Source organism: Microbacterium sp. W1-4-2 (assembly GCF_058349885.2).
Genome location: NZ_JBYRJC020000003.1, coordinates 561533 through 578509 on the forward strand (window position 1 = coordinate 561533; position 16977 = coordinate 578509).

Consider the following 16977-nt stretch of genomic DNA (forward strand, 5'->3'; position numbering starts at 1 on the left):
TCACCACGTGATCATCACGAAGCGGCTGGCCGCCGCAGCCACCATGGCGGTGGCAGGGGCCATCGCATTGGCAGGATGCTCGGGCCCCGGCTCGAGCTCGGACGCAGGCAACGTCGCCTCGGCCGCCCCGACGCATCTGAAGGGAACCGTGTCGCTGTGGCACTTCTTCACCGATCGTGAGGCGGGCGTCATCCAGTCCGTCGTCGACGACTTCGAGAAGAAGTACCCCGACGTCACGGTGCAGGTGCACTCCGGGCAGGACGACGAGAAGCTCACCAAGGCCATCGCCGCCGGGCAGAACGTCGACGTCGGCATCTCGTACTCGACCGACATCGTCGGCACGTTCTGCTCGTCCGGGGCGTTCATCGACCTGAAGCCGTACATCGCCCGCGACAAGGTGAACCTCGACGACATCACGCCGATCACCCGGTCGTACACCGAGTTCGACGGCAAGCGCTGCGCCATGCCGATGCTCGCCGACGTCTACGGCCTGTACTACAACAAGGACATCCTGCAGAAGTACGGGTACACCGCGCCGCCCAAGACGCTCTCCGAGCTCGAGACGATGGCGCTGAAGATGACGACGTACAACGCCGACGGCTCGATCAAGACCCTCGGCTTCAACCCCCTGATGGGCTGGAACGAGAACACGCCCGCACGTCTGGGACCGGCCGCCGGCGGCAAGTGGTTCGACGACAAGGGGAAGGCTGCGATCGCCTCGTCGCCGGGCTGGACGGCGCTCATCCAGTGGCAGAAGGCGTTCGTCGACAAGATCGGCTACGCCAAGCTGCAGGCGTTCAGCGCCGGGCTCGGCCAGGAGTTCTCGGCCGACAACGCCTTCCACACCGGTCAGGTCGCGATGAACCTCGACGGCGAATGGCGCACCGCGTTCATCAAGGACCAGAAGCCCGATCTGAACTACGGCACGGCTCCGTTCCCGGCCGCCGACGACCACGCCGATCTGTACGGCGGCGGGTACATCAGCGGCAACATCGCCGGCATCGGCAAGGGTTCGACGCACCCGGAGCTCGCCTGGGCGCTGCTGAAGTATCTCACCACCGACACCGACGCGGTCGTGAAGCTCGCGAACGGTCTGGGCAACGTGCCCACGACCAAGAGCGCGCTCTCCTCCCCCGAGCTGAGTCTGCCGCCGCAGTTCCAGACGTTCCTGGACGTCATGGCCGACCCGCACTCCGACACGACCCCGCCCAGCCCCGTGGGCGCCGGCTACCAGACGACGTTCAACGACTTCTGGACGAAGTACCAGTCCGGCAAGGGCGGCGACCTCGCCGCCGGCCTGACGCAGGTCGACAAGCAGATCGACGACCAGGTCGCCCTCTCGACGGGACCGTGATGTCGGTCGAGACAGCGCCGGCCCCCGGACGGGCGGCCACGGCCGCCCGTCCGGCACCCCGGCGGCGCCGTCCGCGGCGAGGCCGGGCACTGATCGTCCTCGCGTTCACGGGGCCGACGATCCTGGGCATCCTGATCTTCTTCGTCTACCCGCTGGTGGCGAACGTGTTCTACTCGATGACCCGGTTCAACCTCGTCTCGCCGCCGGAGTGGATCGGGCTGCGCAACTACGTCTACCTGTTCACGCAGGACCCGTTCGTGCTCACGGCGGCGCTGAACACGCTCTGGTTCGTCGTGTTCCTGGTGCCGATCCGCATCGTCACCGCGCTCGGCGTCGCGGGGCTGCTCGCGCGCGCGAGGCATGCGTCGGGCTTCTGGCGCACCCTGTTCTACCTGCCCTCGCTCGTGCCGCCGGTGGCATCCGTCGTCGCGTTCGTGTTCCTGTTCAACCCCGGCTCGGGCACGGTCAACCTGATCCTCAAGCAGTTCGGCATCACCGGTCCGCTGTGGTTCAACGATCCGTCGTGGGCGAAGCCCTCGCTGGTCGTGCTGGGCGTGTGGGTCATGGGCGACATCATGATCATCTTCCTGGCATCGCTGCTGGACGTGCCCGCCGAGCAGTACGAAGCGGCGTCGCTGGACGGCGCGAACGGACTGCAGAAGGTGCGGTACGTGACCCTGCCGACGCTGTCGCCGGTCCTGCTGTTCGCGGTCATCACGGGTGTGATCGCAGCTCTGCAGTACTTCACCGAGGCGGCCGTGGCATCCACCGTCGCCAGCGGCAAGGCCACCGTCGGCGGCGGCACCGGGAGCGCGATGGGCTACCCCGAGAACTCGCTGCTGACGTACACCCTATGGCTGTACGTGCGCGGCTTCAGCAACTACCAGCTCGGCTACGCCGCGGCGCTCGCCGTCGTGCTGTTCGTGATCGCCGGCATCATGCTGGCGCTGCTCATGAGCCGGTTCAAGGCGTTCACCCCGGAGGGCGCACGATGACGACGACGGATGCCGCGGCCGTGCTGCCGGCCGCAGCCCCGCCGGCACGACGGCGGGCGCACCAGCGGGGCGGCGGCCTGCTGCTGTGGATCGGCGAGCATGCACTGCTGGTCGGGCTGGCCGTGCTGTTCCTGTTCCCGGTGGCGTTCGTGCTGCTGACCTCGCTCATGACGGGCACGCAGACCCTCACCGGCGCGCTGTGGCCGGCGCCGTTCACCGGCTCGAACTACGTGCGCGCGTTCACCGACGCGCCGCTGGCACTGTGGTTCGGCAACTCGCTGCTGTATGCGGTGCTGGCGACGGCCTTCATGCTGATCTCGTCGGTACCGGCTGCGTACGCCCTCGCGAAGATCCGGTTCCGCGGATCGAACGCCCTGTTCCTGGCGGTCGTGGTGGCGATGCTGCTGCCGCCGCAGGTGACGATCGTGCCGCTGTACGTCATGTGGGCGCAGCTGGGGCTGACCGGGACGCTGTGGCCGCTGATCCTGCCGAACCTGCTCGGCGACGCGTTCAGCATCTTCCTGCTGCGCCAGTTCTTCCTCACGATCCCGTCCGAGTACGCCGATGCCGCCCGGATCGACGGCGCCGGCGAGTTCGGCGTGCTGTGGCGCGTGATCATCCCGATGGGCCGGCCCGGCATCGCGGCCGCCGGCATCTTCCTGTTCTTCCATTCCTGGAACGACTACTTCGGTCCGCTGCTGTACACGTCCGAGAACAACGCCGCATGGCCGGTCGCGTACGGCCTGGCGACGTTCCGCGGTGCGCATGGCACGGATTGGGGCATCACGATGGCGATGACCCTCATCATCACGGTGCCGGTCGTGATCGTGTTCTTCTTCGCGCAACGCGCGTTCGTCGAGGGCGTGACCCTCACCGGAGTTAAGGGATGACCGAATGAAACTCGCCGTCGTCGGTGGCGGATCCACCTATACGCCCGAGCTGGTGGACGGGTTCGCGCGGATGCGCGACGCTCTGCCCGTGGACGAGCTGTGGCTCGTCGACCCCGACCCCGACCGTCTGCGACTGGTGGGCGGCATGAGCGAGCGCATGTGGCGCGCCGCCGGCCATCCGGGCCGCATCGTCACCACCGACGACCTGGTCGCGGGTGTCTCGGACGCCGACACCGTGCTCATCCAGCTGCGCGTGGGCGGTCAGGATGCCCGGCGCCACGATGAGACGTGGCCCCACGACTGCGGCTGCATCGGACAGGAGACCACCGGCCCCGGCGGCTTCGCGAAGGCCCTGCGCACCGTGCCGGTGGTGCTGCGCGTCGCCGACGCGGTGCGCCGCCACGCCAAGCCCGATGCGTGGATCATCGACTTCACCAACCCGGTCGGCATCGTCACGCGGGCCCTGCTGCAGGAGGGGCACCACGCCGTCGGCCTGTGCAACGTCGCGATCGGATTCCAGCGCCGGTTCGCGCGCATGCTGGACGTCGCGCCCGAACGCGTGCAGCTGGGCCACGTCGGGCTGAACCACCTCACGTGGGAGCGTCACGTCCTCGTCGACGGGCGCGACGCGCTGCCCGACCTGCTCACCGCGCATCGCGAAGAACTCGCCGACGAGGTCGAGCTGCCGGCATCGCTGATCGACCTGCTCGGCATGCTGCCCTCGTACTACCTGCGCTACTACTACGCGCATGACGAGGTGCTGCGCGAGCAGCGGGACGCCCCGACCCGTGCCGAGGTCGTGCAGCAGGTCGAACGCGATCTGCTCGCCGTCTACGCAGACCCCGCCGAGAACACCAAGCCCGAAGCGCTGTCGCGCCGGGGCGGTGCGTTCTACTCCGAGGCGGCCATCGACCTGATGGCGTCGCTGCGCACCAGCCGCGGCGACGTGCAGGTCGTGAACGTGCGCAACGACGCAACCCTGCCGTTCCTGCCGGACGACCACGTGATCGAGGTGCCGGCCACGGTCGGGGCCTCCGGCCTCACCGCCCTTCCGGTCGAGCCTCTGCCGGACGACCTGACCGGACTCATCGCGCATGTCGCGGCGTACGAGCGGCTCGCGCTGGACGCCGCGGTCCACGGCGGACGGGACCGTGTGCTGCGGGCGATGCTCGCCCACCCGCTCGTGCAGCAGTACGACCGGGCCGAGAAGCTCACGGACCTGCTCCTGGCCGCGAACCACGAGCATCTGACGTGGGCGTGAACGGGCCGGTGATCCTCGCCCTCGACGGGGGCGGGAGCAAGACGGACGCCGCGGCGCTCACCCGGGACGGCCGGGTGCTGGCGCGGGGCCGGGCGGCAGGATCCAGCCCCCAGCTGCTGGGCCTCGACGCCGCCGTGCAGCTGGTCTCGGCGCTGGCGCGGGATGTGCTCGCCGAAGCGGGGACGGATGCCGCGGTACGCGTGCACGCGTACCTCTCGGGCCTCGATCTCCCCGACGAGGTGCAGGCGTTCCGCGACGCGGTGGGAGCGGCATCCTGGATCCCCCGCGAGCCCGCGGCCCTCGTCGTCGACAACGACATGTTCGCGCTGCTGCGTGCCGGAACCGACGAGCCGGATGCCGTGGCCGTCGTCTGCGGCACGGGCATCAACGCGATCGGGGTGCGCGCCGACGGGCGCACCGTGCGTTTCCGCGCACTCGGCGCCATCACGGGCGACTGGGGCGGCGGCTGGCAGCTGGGCGAGCAGGCACTGTGGCACGCGGCCCGCGCGGTCGACGGGCGCGGACCCTCGACGGTCCTGGTCGAGCGGGTGCCCGCCGCTCTCGGAATGCGTGACGTCGACGAGGTGATCCTCGCCCTCCACCGCGGGGTGCTGGCGTCATCCGCGCTGCGCACCCTCGCGCCGACCGTCATGCAGGCCTCGCGCGACGGCGACGCCCCGGCCCGATCGATCGTCGATCACCAGGCCGCTGAGATCGTGACGATGGCCGTGACGACGCTGCGCCGGCTCGACCTGCTCGACACGTCCGCGCCGGTGGTGCTGGGCGGCGGCGTGATCGCCTCGGGCGACGACCACCTGATGGCCGGCATCCGGGCGGGCATGGCCGAGCGCGCCCCGCTCGCCCGGCTGGCCGCGATCGCCGCACCCCCGGTCGTGGGCGCGGCGATGCTGGCCGTCGCCGGGGCCGGGGGTGGGGCATCGGCCGTCGCGCGGGCGCGAGCCGGACTCGGGCTCGACGTCCCGGCGCGGCCCGCGCCCGTCGTCAGATGATGTTCTGCGACCAGTCGTCGGGGTTGCCGAAGCGATGCGCGGTGATCGCGATCGCCTGCTCGTGCACGAACGGCAGCAGCTCGAGGCGCCCGGCGGTGGTCACCTCGTTGTCGTAGACGGCGAGGTCGGGGTTGCCGTTGACCACCTCGGCCAGCGCCGCGTGCAGCGCGGCCATCGATGCCGGCCGGCCGACCAGACGCACGCGCGGCGGGGTGGATGCCTCGCCCGCGACGCCGATGCGCTCCATCCACTGCACGTCGGTCTCGACGAAGACCGCGACGCCCTGCTCGGTGAGCACGCGGCGCACTGCGGTGGGCAGTCCCGAGGCCAGTGACAGCGTGAACGCGCCGCCAGCGCGGATGCCGGCCAGGGCGATGCGCAGCACTTCGTGCAGCGTCGCGTCGGGGGTGGCGCGCACGGCGACCGGCAGCGACCGGTAGCGGAACAGGTTGCGCTCGACGCCGAGGTGCGAGACATCCCTGACCTGGCCGAACTCGCGGTCCCAGGCGATCGCGTCCGACAGGGCGGCGCGGCGCAGCCATTCGAAGCCCTCGAAGTCCAGCGACGGCTGCGCGGCCTCGATCACCTCCGTGATGCGGTTGTCGAGCCCTCGCAGGTGCAGCGTCTTGGACGTCTTGCCGCCCGTCGACGGGCGCCACGCGCCGAGCCCGATCAGGTAGTTCGGGCCGCCCGCCTTGGTGCCGGCGCCGACCGACGAGCGCTTCCATCCACCGAACGGCTGGCGCTGCACGATCGCCCCGGTGATGCCGCGGTTGACGTACACGTTGCCGGCCTCGACACGGTCGAGCCAGGTCTGCAGGTCCTGCGGATTCTGCGTGTAGAGCCCGGCGGTCAGGCCGTAGGCGACGCCGTTCTGGATCTCGATGGCTTCGGCGAGGCTGCGGGCGTGGATCACGCCCATGACCGGGCCGAAGAACTCCTCGAGGTGGAACCGCGAGCCCGGCTGCACGCCCTCGCGCACGCCCGGCGACCAGAAGCGGCCGGCGGTGGCGGGCCCGAAGTCCAGCGGCTTCGGCTCGACGATCCAGCTCTCGCCCTCGGCGAGGGTGGTCAGGGCCCACTCGAGCTTGCCCTGCGGCTTCTCGATGACCGGGCCGACCTCGGCCAGCGGGTCGGACGGCGGGCCGACGCGCAGCGAGCGCACCGAGTCGATCAGCTGCCGGCGGAAGCGCTCGGAGCGTGCGACCGGGCCGACGAGGATCGCCAGCGACGCGGCCGAGCACTTCTGCCCGGCGTGCCCGAACGCGCTCTTGACGAGGTCGGACGCCGCGAGGTCGAGGTCTGCGGACGGCATGATGATCATCGCGTTCTTGCCGCTGGTCTCGGCCAGCACGGGCAGGTCGGGCCGCCACGAGCGGAACAGCGCCGCGGTCTCCCACGACCCGGTGAGGATCACCCGATCGACGTCCGCATGGGTGATCAGCTGCTTGCCGAGTCCGCCCTCGTCGATGTCGACCAGGGCGAGTGCGTCGCGGGGGACGCCGGCCTCCCACAGCGCCTCGCTGATCACGGCCGCGCAGCGCCGCGCCTGCGGCGCCGGCTTGAACACGACGCCCGAGCCTGCGGCCAGGGCCGCGAGCACGCCGCCGGTCGGGATCGCGATCGGGAAGTTCCACGGGGGCGTGACGACGGTCACCTGCGAGGGCACGAACACGGCCCCGGCGACGCTGTCGAGCTCACGCGCGTTCGCAGCGTAGTAGTTCGCGAAGTCGACGGCCTCGCTGACCTCGATGTCGCCCTCGGCGAACACCTTGCCGGTCTCGGAGCCGGCGACCTCGATGAGTTCGCCGCGGCGCGCCTCGAGCGCCCGCGCGGCGGCCTGCAGCACGGCCGAGCGCTCGACGGCGGGGCGTGCGCCCCATGCGGTGCCCGCGACCTTCACCTGGGCGACGATGCCCTCGAGCACGTCGGCATCGGTGACCCGAGCCGCCGCCAGCGTCGCGTCGCCCGCGGTCGAGGTCTCGATGCGGCCGAGGATCTCGCCCGCCCACGCGCGGTTGACCGGCAGCGCCGGGTCGGAGTCGGGCGTGTTCTCGAAGCCCGGTGCACCCACGGCGCGAGTGCCGGACTCGCGAGGGGCGAAGTCGGCCGTCTCGGTGAAGCGCGCGCCGGCGAACACCTGCTCGGCACCGCTGGTGCGCAGCGCGCCCGTCGTGACGGGCGCGGCGGTCTCGGCATCCACCGCCGTCTGCGCCTCGTCGGTGACCGCCTCCTCTTCGCGCATGCGGCGCACGGCGGCGCGCGTGCCGATGGGGGCGATCTCGTCGGTGCGGTCCTGGGTGCGGAAAGGGCCGGTGTGCAGTTCGGGGTCCATGGCCCGCTCGATCGAGGCGACGAAGCGATCGCGCTCGCGGTCGAACAGGGAGACGTCGTCGTGCAGCTCGAACGCCGCCGACAGGAAGTTGTCGGTCGAGGCGTTCTCTTCCAGTCGGCGCACGAGGTAGCTGATCGCCACGTCGAACTCCTTGGGCTTGACGACCGGCACGTACAGCAGCACCTGGCCGACCTCACGCGAGACGGCCTCGACCTGCCCCTGGGCCATGCCCAGCAGCATCTCGAACTCGACGTCGCCGCGCACGCCGCGCTCGCCTGCCAGCAGCCAGGCGTACGCGATGTCGAAGAGGTTGTGGCCGGCCACGCCCAGCCGCACGGCGGCGCTGCGGTCGGGCTGCAGGGCCGCGTCCAGGCACCGCAGGTAGTTCGCGTCGGTGTCGAGCTTGCTGCGGTAGGGCGCCTGCTCCCAGCCGTGCATGACGGCGTCGACGTGCTCCATCGCGAGGTTCGCGCCCTTGACCAGGCGCACCTTGATGCGCGCACCGCCGCCCGCGACGCGCCGCTGCGCCCACGTGGTCAGCCGGTCGAGCGCGGCCGGCGCGTCGGGCAGGTAGGCCTGCAGCACGATGCCGGCTTCCATGGCCTGCAGAGCCGGGTCGTCGAGGATGCGGGTGAACACCTCGATCGTGAGGTCGAGGTCGCGGTACTCCTCCATGTCGAGGTTGATGAAGGTGCCCGACTGCGCTGCGGTCAGGTACAGGGGCTTGAGCCGCTCGACGACGGTCTCGACGACCTGGTCGTACGCCCACATCGACAGGTGGCTGACGACGGCCGACACCTTCACCGACACGTAGTCGACGTCGGGGCGGCGGATCAGCTCGTGCACGCCTTCGAGGCGGCGACCGGCCTCGGTCTCGCCGAGCACGGCCTCGCCGAGCAGGTTGAGGTTCAGCCGGTGGCCGCCGCCGCGGATCTTCTCCAGCGCGGGGCCCAGCTTCTCGGGCCGGGCGTCGACGATCAGGTGGCCGACCATGTCGCGCAGCACGCGACGGGCGATCGGCACGACCGGGTACGGCAGCACCGGCGCGACGGCGCCGCCCAGGCGCACGGCCCAGCGCAGGTACCAGGGCAGGAACTGCGGCACGAGGGGGGCCACGCGGCGCAGGTTGGATGCCGCGGCCGCGAGCGATTCGGGACGCATCACGCCGTCGACGAACCCGATCGTGAAGGGCAGGCCGTTCGCATCCTGCAGGACGCCCGCCAGCTTCTGCGCTGCGGGGTCGACGTCGGCCGCGGCCGCCTCGTCCACCCATCGCTGTGCGAGGGCGATCGCCTCGTGGGCGATCTCGGGGGCGTCGTGCCGGGGGGTGTGGGGCATGGTTGCCTCGGTCATGTGCACTCCTGTCCGGATGGTTCCAGACTGCACCGCATCGTGGATCACAGTCCAAGGATGCGGCATCCTACTCATTATGAAAAGCGATCATCTATGATGAATTCCCATCGATCATATCGATGATCTGTGAAGAACGGGCGGGGGCGGGATGTTCGAACTGCGGCGGTTGCGCATGCTGCACGAGCTCGCGCTGCGCGGCACGCTCGCGGCCGTCGCCGAGGCGCTGGCGTACAGCCCGTCGACCATCTCGCAGCAGCTCGCGCTGCTGGAGCGCGAGGCGGGCGTGCCGCTGTTCGAGCCCGACGGACGCGGTGTGCGCCTCACGCCGCAGGGACGGCTGCTGGCCGCGCACGCCGAGCACGCGCTCGAGCTCGACGAGGCGGCGCGCGTCGAGCTCGAACGGCTGCAGCCCAGCGCGGCGCCGGTGCGGGTGGCGGTCATGCAGACCGCGGCGCAGGCGATCCTGGGGCCCGCGCTGTCGCTGCTCGCGCGCACCGATCCCGACCTGCGGGTCGAAGTGGCCGAGGTGCCGCCCGAAGAGGGATTGTTCGAGCTGTCGGCGCGCCGCTTCGACCTGGTCGTGGCCGAGCAGTACCCCGGCTCGGCGCGCGAGCAGCGCGCGGACCTCGACCGCGAGGTCATCGGCCTGGACCCGATCCGCCTCGCGATGGCGCCGGGCGAGACGGCCGAGGACCTGGCCGACCTGCGCGATCGCCCCTGGGCGATGGAGCCGCGGGGCACTGCCGCCCGCCGCTGGGCCGTCGACCAGTGCCGCGCGGCAGGCTTCGAGCCCGACGTGCGGTTCGAGATCGCCGACCTCACGGCGCAGGTGTCGCTGATCGCCGCCGGTCACGCGGTCGGTCTGCTGCCCGATCTCGTGTGGGGGGATGCCGCACCCCGCGCGCGCCTGGTCGACCTGCCGCAGGCGCCCACCCGCGAGGTGTTCACCGCGGCGCGGCGGTCGGCGGCGGCCCACCCCGGCATCGTGCACGTGCGCGACGCGCTGCGCCGGGCCTTCCCCGACTGACGGCGCCCCATCTGCATCACTGCCCGCTACAGCACGGTCGGCGGCGAGTACACGAGCTGCGCTGCGAACGTGCCCTGGCTGCGGCTGACGACCTGGGCGCGACCCGGCGCCGACGGCACGGGCTTGACGCGCCCGATGAGCGCGCCCTCTTCGGGGTTGCCGCCGAGCAGGATGCCGGTGACGCCGAGGTCGGTGAACCGCTGGATGATCGGGTCGTAGGCCGCGCGGCTGGCCCCGCCGGTGCGGCGGGTGAGGATGACGTGCAGGCCGAGGTCGGACGCCTGGGCCAGCAGCGGCTGCAGCACCGCGATCGGGTTGCCCTGACTGGTGGCGACCAGGTCGTAGTCGTCCACGATCACATAGCCCTCGGCGCCCGACCACCAGCTGCGCTGCCGCAGCTGCTCGGGCGTGACGTCGGGCCCGGGGATGCGGCCGGAGAAGAACGCCGCCAGCTCCTGCATGCCGGACGCGGCGACCTCGTGCGACGTGAGATAGGCGCCCAGGTACTCCTGCGGCACTTCGCCCAGCAGCGACCGCCGGAAGTCGACGACGAAGATCTTCGCCTCGTTCGGGGCGTGCAGACGGGTGATCTCCTGCACGATGCCGCGCAGGAACGACGACTTGCCCGTGCCGCTGTCACCGTACAGGAAGACGTGGGGCTCCTTGCGCGGGTCGATCCCGAACGGCCCGAGGTGGGCCTCTTCGACGCCGAGCAGGACCTGGCGCGGCGCGGCGCCGTTTGCGCCGACGGCCTGCGCGCGCGTCTCGTCGAGCGTGATCAGCTGCGGCAGCAGGCGCAGCTTGGGTCCGGCCGGCCCCTGCCAGGCAGCGGCCATCCGGGCGATCATGTCGTCGACGCCGTCGGCCAAGTGCGCCGGGTTGCCGTCGCCGTCGATGCGCGGCAGCGCCCCGAGCATCTGCAGCTTCTTGCTGGACAGGCCCCGGCCGGGCAGGTTGCGCGGCACGTTCTGCGCCTGCTTGCGGTCGACCTCGGAGTCGCTCGGGTCGCCCAGCCGCAGCTCGAGACGGGTCTGGATGAGGTCCTTGAGGCTCGCGCGGATCTCCATCCACCGGTTGGCGGTGACCACGACGTGGATGCCGAAGCCGAGGCCCCGCCCGGCGATGGTCTGCACCCGCAGCTCGAGCGGCTCGTACTCGGTGCGCAGCGTCGCCCAGCCGTCGACGACCAGGAACACGTCGCCGTAGCCGTCGTCGACGGTGCCCTGCGCGCGGCGCTGCCGGTACGTGTCGATCGAGTCGATGCCGTGGTCCCGGAAATAGGCCTCGCGTGCGTCGAGGATCGCCTCGATCTCGGCGACCGTCCGGCGCACCGACTCCTCGTCGGTGCGCGTGGCCACACCCGAGATGTGCGTGTGCTTGTGCAGTCCGGTGAACGCGCCGCCGCCGAAGTCGAGCACGTAGAACTGCGTCTCCAGGGGTGTCGTGGTCAGGGCCAGCGCCGAGACGAGCGTCCGCGCGAGGGTCGACTTGCCGCTCAGCGGCGCGCCGACGATCGCGACGTGACCGGCGGCGCCGCCCAGCGACACCGTGAGCTGCTCACGGCGCTGTTCGAGCGGCACGTCGACGATCCCGACCGGGACCGTGAGGGCCCCGGCATCCCGCCGCCCGCGCGAGATCAGACCCAGCTGGGGATCCACCGCGATGTCGGGCATGAGCTGGTCGAGGGTGGCCGGCTCTGCCAGCGGCGGCAGCCAGACCTGATGCGCGGCGGGACCGCGCCCGGCCATGCGCTCCACCGCCAGTTCGAACGTCGAGCGCTTCTCGAGGCGCAGCGATTCGTGCACCGCGGGCGCCGACGACTCGACGTCGTCGTCGAACTCCTGCGGCGCAGCCGTGAAGACGTCGACGTCGGCGATCGAGACCTGTGGCTGGTCCGGCCCGGCCGAGACCGGGCGCCGGCTCTTGGGCCGGCCCGACACGTACGCCGCGCGGAACTGCACGAGCCCGTCGGTGCCGGCCTTCAGGTACCCGACACCCGGCTCCTGCGGCAGCGTGTACGCGTCGGGCACGCCCAGCACGGTGCGCGACTCGGCGGCCGAGAACGTGCGCAGACCGATCCGGTACGACAGGTACGTGTCCAGGCCCCGCAGCTTTCCCTCTTCGAGTCGCTGGGACGCCAGCAGCAGGTGCACGGCGAGCGAGCGGCCGACCCGACCGATGTTGATGAAGCTGTCGACGAACTCGGGTTTGGCGGCCAGCAGCTCCGAGAACTCGTCGGCGACGATCAGCAGCGCCGGCAGCGGCTCGAGGTCGGTGCGTCCGCCGCGGCGCGCCTTCTCGTAGTCGGTGACGTTGGCGAAGTTGCCGCTCGCGCGCAGCAGCTCCTGGCGGCGCACGACCTCGCCCTGCAGCGCGTCCTGGAACCGGTCGACGAGGGCGAGCTCGCTGCCGAGGTTCGTGATGACGGCCGACACGTGCGGCATGCCGGCCATGCCGGCGAAGGTCGCGCCGCCCTTGAAGTCGACGAGCACGAAGTTCAGCTGCTCGGGCGAGTGCGTCATCGCCAGGGCGAGCACGAGCGTGCGCAGCACCTCGGACTTGCCCGATCCGGTCGCGCCGATGAGCACGCCGTGCGGGCCCATGCCCTGCTGCGCCGCCTCTTTCAGGTCGAGGATCAGCGGGTCGCCGGTGGTGTCCTGCCCGATCGGCACGCGCAGCCGGTCGCGCTCCAGGCGCGGCGCCCAAGCCCGGTCGAGGTCGACGTCGCGCACGTCGGGCAGGCCCAGCAGCTCGACCAGCTCGCGCTGGCCGACCGACGCGTCGGCCGACCCGCCGTTCGCGGCGATCGGCTCGGGGCGCAGCGCCAGAAGCCGTCGGGCGGTGGCCTCCGCTTCGATGGCGGATGCGGCATCCGGCGTGAACACGCGGGTGTCGTCCGACACGTCCAGGATCTCGGCCTGCGCCGCGGCATCGGCCGGCAGCGCCAGGCGCAGCGTCGCGGCGTCGTCCAGCTCGCTCCAGCGCGAGGGCAGATCGATGACGGTGACGCCCTGGACGCCCTCGACGCCGACGAGCGGATCGCCGACCGGCAGCGCCACGCCGTCGGCGACGAGCACGACGTGCGGGGCCGGCGCAGTGCCGCCGCGCGCGAAGCGGCCGCGTTCGGGCAGCCCCGCCGGCAGCATCTGCTTGAGCGCGTCCAGCGACGGGCTGATCATGCGGGCGGGCCCCAGCCGGTCCTGCACGCGCAGCGAGTGCACGTGCGGCAGCCACTTGGCCCACTCCCACTCGACCAGCTGCCCTTCGCCGGCGAGGACCGCGATCACGACGTCGTCGGGGTCCTGCAGGGCGGCGATCCCCACGACCATCGCGCGCGCCAGCGCCCGCACGCGTTCGATGTCCGACCCGGTGATCTCGACGCGGGCGTAGTCGCCGAGGTCGACCGAGCACGGCAGATCATGCTGCGTCTCGTGCGTGAGCATGAGCCGGTGCGCGGCCGAGGCGGCCACCGGATCGAGCTGGGCCAGCGGCGGCAGCTCGGGGGCGGACAGGGTCAGCGACAGCGGCTGGTCGCTGGTGCCGACGCGCACCCGCAGGAACTGCTCGTCGGTGGGGCGCCGCTCCCACACCCGCGCGCGCTCCTCGACGAGGAACGGCAGGGTCGAGGGCGCCGGGTTCTCCCAGTTGTCGTGCCGCCGCTGCTGGCGCGCGGCCACGCGCACGCTCTCGCGCAGCTGGGCAAGGTAGGCGAGGTACTCGCGCCGGTTCGACAGCACCTGCGCGGTGTGCTGCGAGCGCTGCCGCCAGCCGTTCACGGCGACGAACCCCAGCGATGACAGCAGGAACATGCCGCCGGTGATGAACCCGGTGGGGCCGGCGTTGGTCATCGTGATCATGACGATCGCACCGAGGCTGCCGACCATCGGCAGGAGCGAGGTCAGCAGGCCCGAGCCGCCCTCGCTGGGCACGAGCTCGGGCGGCGGCTGCACGACGATGCGGTCGGTGGGCTTGCGCGGCGGCGCGAGGCGGGATGCGCCCTTCACGACTCGGCTCCGGCCAGTCGGGTGACCGTGATGACCCGGTCGCCCAGGCGCACGCGCACGCCGTCTTCGACGAACGTGCGCTGGTCGGCGACCAGCACGCGCACGCTGCCGTCTTCGTCGAGCAACGCCGAGCCGTTCGTCGAGCCGAGCTCGGTCACCCACGTGCCGTCGAGCGTGTTCTCGATGCGGGCGTGGGTCTTCGACACGGTGCGGCTGGGGTCGTCGACGGCGATCAACACGTCTCCACTCTGGGTTTCGCTCGGGCTGCGGCCGAGGTTGACCGCGGAAGGCACCGGCACCAGCTCGCGCTGGCCGGTATCGAAGACGAGCATGACGGTCATGGACGGCTCGGGGAGGGATGCCGCGTCCCCCGTGCGTGCGACGGCAGGCCGCGGGGCGGGCGCGAACGAGGCGGGCGCCACGATCGGCGCGGCCGGTGCGGGCGGCGCGGGCGGTGCGGGCGGTGCGGGCGCGAAGGGCGCACTGGCCGGGGCCGACGGTGCCGCGGCGGCGCCGTGCGGGGTGCGCGGGACCTCGAGCACAGCGGTGCCGGCCGCCCGGTCCGCCCATGACCGGCGCAGACCGCTGCGGTCGGTCGCTCCGGTGAGCTCCTGCAGCCAGGCGCCGACCACCAGCACGCACAGCCCGACCGCGCTGATCAGGCCGCGCAGCAGCGTCCGGCCGCCGCCGGGCGAACAGGGCTTGTCGATGCGGACGACGCGCACCCGCACCAGGGCATTGCCCAGACTCGCTCCGGTCCGCGCCTGCAGGATCCACAGGGCGAGCACGACATCGACTCCGGCCACGACCGCGAACGCGATCGACCGGGTCGAAAGCGCCACGATCGCCGAGACGATGACGACGGCGGCGACATCCACGGTCAGCGCCGCGATCCGCGCGCCGGCGCCGGCCGGGCGGATCCGCGCGGCTCCGCAGGTCGGGCACGCCGTCGCGCCGGCGGGCATCGCCGAGCCGCAGCCGGCACACGAGACCTGCGCACTCATCGACGGAACGCCCTCGCTCATGCCATCACTCCGCGCAGCAGTCCGATGATGCCGGCAACGATCAGTCCCGCCGGCAGCGCGAACGCCACGGCCACCGAGTCGATGCCGTCGCCGACCCGCGACCAGCTCAGCGACCGCATCCCGCGCCCGATCGGGACGATCACGATCGCGACGACCACGGCGGCCAGCAGCACGACCAGCGCCACGACGCCGAGCAGGTCTCGGCCGACGACCTCCAGCAGCGCGATGCCGGCAGCGCCGACCACGACGACGGCCGCCGCTCCTGGCATCCATCGCAGCAGACCCTGCGGATTGCGGCCGCTGCGCAGCATCAAGGCGAGGGCGGCGCACACAGCCAGCACGATCTGCCCGACCATCGTGAGCACGTCGCCGGTGCGCAGCGGGACCAGTGCGAACGGAGTGCTGACGGCCGCGGCGAGGCACACCACCGCCGTGCCGGCCCGCCACTGCGCCTCGGACCGGGCCACCATGGCCTTCGCCTGGGCGGCGCTGACGGCCTGGGCGGGTTCGGGCTCGCGCTGACGCGCGCTCCACCGGAGCATCTGGAACCTCACGAAGTCGATGAACATGCCGGGCCGGGCGGTGACCAGCACCGACGGCAGGATACGCAGCGCCAGCGGCGCGAGTCCGAGGGTCAGGGCGCACGCGGCCACCGGCGGCAGGCCCGAGATCAGCACGAGCAGCCACACGCCGGCCAGCAGCGCGGTGGTGCCCGCGATCGCCCCGAGGGCGCCGGAGGCCGTCAGGGACCTCGCCAGCAGCGCGAGTGTCGCCGCGAGGACGGCCACGGCGCTGAGCGCACAGATGACGGCGACGTACGCGCTCCCCCACGCGAGCGACGGCGCGATCAGAAGGCCCGCCGCGAACACGAGCGCGAGGGGTGCGCACGCGCTTGCGAGCGGACCCGCGCCGTCCGCGGCGGCGTCGGCCGCGCCGTCCGCGGCGGGGGCGTCGGGCGTGCGGGTGTTGGGCTCACGATGGTCGGGGGCTGCGGACCGCCGCACGCCGACGACCCCGACGGCGACGGCGCTGACGGCGAGCACGACGCCCAGCAGCGCCGTGAGCGGGGCGGGGATGCGGGCGGCGACCGGTGTGAGCGCCGCGATGATGACCGCGAACGCGCTCAGCGCGGCGAAGGCCGTCCCGGATCGGGCGCCGGGGTGATCGGTCCGGCGCCGCCGGCGGGGCGCCGCCGTTCCAGCAGTGTCGACGATCGCGAAGACATCTCCGTCGGCGCATTCGCGCAGGGTGCGCGCGGGATCAACCTCGGCGCCGGTGCGATCGCGCAGGCCGATCGGGCCCCGCGCGATCCCGATGCGGGCGAGCACGGCATCCATCGTCATGTCGGCGGGGGCGGTGACGGCATGACTCGCGGAACCGTCGCGGATCACCACGCGACGGCGCGTCACCGTCTCGAGTGCGGTCTCGCCCGGTTCCATCCGTCTATCCTCCCATCACCGGTGTCGGCGTCCACGGCCGGACGCCGACGCCGGTCGCACGGGGATCCGGCCGCCCTTCGCTCAGTCGCGGCCGCCGGCGCCGGCGGCCTCGGAGCGCGGCCCGCGCTCTTGGTCGTCCTCGAGGCGCGGAGCGATGGGGCCGCCCAGGCCCCGGCCCTCCTGCCGATCACGGTCGCCCGCGCCCCGGCCTGCGCCGCCGGCACCCATCATTCCGCCGCGACCGCCGGCAGCCGAGCCGGCGGACCCCGCGGCTCCGCGAGCAG

General features: G+C 72.2%; 11 protein-coding genes. 6 read left to right on the top strand and 5 right to left on the bottom strand.

The window, feature by feature from the left end:
- Positions 1 to 7 precede the first annotated feature (7 nt).
- From AC3RX0_RS15290 to AC3RX0_RS15310, 5 genes are read left to right on the top strand one after another with little or no spacing between them, the layout of a single operon-like run.
- Positions 8 to 1354 carry an ABC transporter substrate-binding protein gene (locus tag AC3RX0_RS15290; RefSeq protein ID WP_491506846.1) on the top strand — a complete coding sequence of 449 codons (1347 nt, stop codon included), beginning with the start codon at positions 8 to 10 and terminating at the stop codon, positions 1352 to 1354.
- Positions 1354 to 2349: a carbohydrate ABC transporter permease gene (locus AC3RX0_RS15295; protein WP_491506847.1), complete on the top strand. Its 996-nt coding sequence runs from the start codon at positions 1354 to 1356 to the stop codon at positions 2347 to 2349. Before AC3RX0_RS15290 ends, AC3RX0_RS15295 begins: the two co-directional genes overlap by 1 nt.
- Entirely contained in the window at positions 2346 to 3239 is an 894-nt protein-coding gene (locus tag AC3RX0_RS15300; protein WP_491506848.1) for a carbohydrate ABC transporter permease, read from the top strand. The genes AC3RX0_RS15295 and AC3RX0_RS15300 overlap by 4 nt, the downstream gene beginning before the upstream one ends.
- A gap of 4 nt (positions 3240 to 3243) precedes the next feature.
- Positions 3244 to 4500 (top strand): 6-phospho-beta-glucosidase, encoded by a 1257-nt coding sequence (locus tag AC3RX0_RS15305; protein ID WP_491506849.1) that lies wholly within the window; start codon positions 3244 to 3246, stop codon positions 4498 to 4500.
- The gene (locus AC3RX0_RS15310; RefSeq protein ID WP_491506850.1) at positions 4491 to 5510 is read left to right on the top strand and encodes an N-acetylglucosamine kinase; all 1020 of its coding nucleotides are present in this window, start codon (positions 4491 to 4493) and stop codon (positions 5508 to 5510) included. The genes AC3RX0_RS15305 and AC3RX0_RS15310 overlap by 10 nt, the downstream gene beginning before the upstream one ends.
- On the opposite strand, the gene AC3RX0_RS15315 is transcribed toward AC3RX0_RS15310, so the two are convergent.
- Positions 5503 to 9198 (bottom strand): proline dehydrogenase family protein, encoded by a 3696-nt coding sequence (locus tag AC3RX0_RS15315; RefSeq protein WP_491506851.1) that lies wholly within the window; start codon positions 9196 to 9198, stop codon positions 5503 to 5505. The genes AC3RX0_RS15310 and AC3RX0_RS15315 overlap by 8 nt on opposite strands.
- A 148-nt stretch (positions 9199 to 9346) precedes the next feature.
- Here AC3RX0_RS15315 and AC3RX0_RS15320 point away from each other — a divergent pair, with 148 nt between their 5' ends.
- Positions 9347 to 10225 (top strand): LysR family transcriptional regulator, encoded by an 879-nt coding sequence (locus AC3RX0_RS15320; protein ID WP_491506852.1) that lies wholly within the window; start codon positions 9347 to 9349, stop codon positions 10223 to 10225.
- 26 nt (positions 10226 to 10251) lie between these two features.
- Here the strand turns inward: AC3RX0_RS15320 and eccCa are convergent, their stop codons facing one another.
- The 4 genes from eccCa to AC3RX0_RS15340 all read right to left on the bottom strand — a co-directional run.
- Entirely contained in the window at positions 10252 to 14229 is a 3978-nt protein-coding gene (gene eccCa, locus AC3RX0_RS15325) for a type VII secretion protein EccCa (protein WP_491506853.1), read from the bottom strand.
- Entirely contained in the window at positions 14226 to 15254 is a 1029-nt protein-coding gene (locus tag AC3RX0_RS15330; protein WP_491506854.1) for an RDD family protein, read from the bottom strand. The genes eccCa and AC3RX0_RS15330 overlap by 4 nt, the downstream gene beginning before the upstream one ends.
- Positions 15251 to 16693, bottom strand: a complete 1443-nt coding sequence (locus tag AC3RX0_RS15335; RefSeq protein ID WP_491506855.1) for a hypothetical protein — start codon at positions 16691 to 16693, stop codon at positions 15251 to 15253. Before AC3RX0_RS15335 ends, AC3RX0_RS15330 begins: the two co-directional genes overlap by 4 nt.
- A gap of 81 nt (positions 16694 to 16774) precedes the next feature.
- A partial coding sequence (locus AC3RX0_RS15340; RefSeq protein ID WP_491506856.1) for a hypothetical protein occupies positions 16775 to 16977 on the bottom strand: 203 nt, incomplete at its 5' end.

What these genes read in the sequence shown, in the direction of transcription:
- AC3RX0_RS15335 (WP_491506855.1), bottom strand. Translation starts at nt 16,693, where the DNA reads ATGGAACCGGGCGAGACCGCACTCGAGACGGTGACGCGCCGTCGCGTG.
- AC3RX0_RS15295 (WP_491506847.1), top strand. Translation starts at nt 1,354, where the DNA reads ATGTCGGTCGAGACAGCGCCGGCCCCCGGACGGGCGGCCACGGCCGCC.
- AC3RX0_RS15300 (WP_491506848.1), top strand. Translation starts at nt 2,346, where the DNA reads ATGACGACGACGGATGCCGCGGCCGTGCTGCCGGCCGCAGCCCCGCCG.
- AC3RX0_RS15330 (WP_491506854.1), bottom strand. Translation starts at nt 15,254, where the DNA reads ATGAGCGAGGGCGTTCCGTCGATGAGTGCGCAGGTCTCGTGTGCCGGC.
- AC3RX0_RS15320 (WP_491506852.1), top strand. Translation starts at nt 9,347, where the DNA reads ATGTTCGAACTGCGGCGGTTGCGCATGCTGCACGAGCTCGCGCTGCGC.
- AC3RX0_RS15305 (WP_491506849.1), top strand. Translation starts at nt 3,244, where the DNA reads ATGAAACTCGCCGTCGTCGGTGGCGGATCCACCTATACGCCCGAGCTG.
- AC3RX0_RS15315 (WP_491506851.1), bottom strand. Translation starts at nt 9,198, where the DNA reads ATGACCGAGGCAACCATGCCCCACACCCCCCGGCACGACGCCCCCGAG.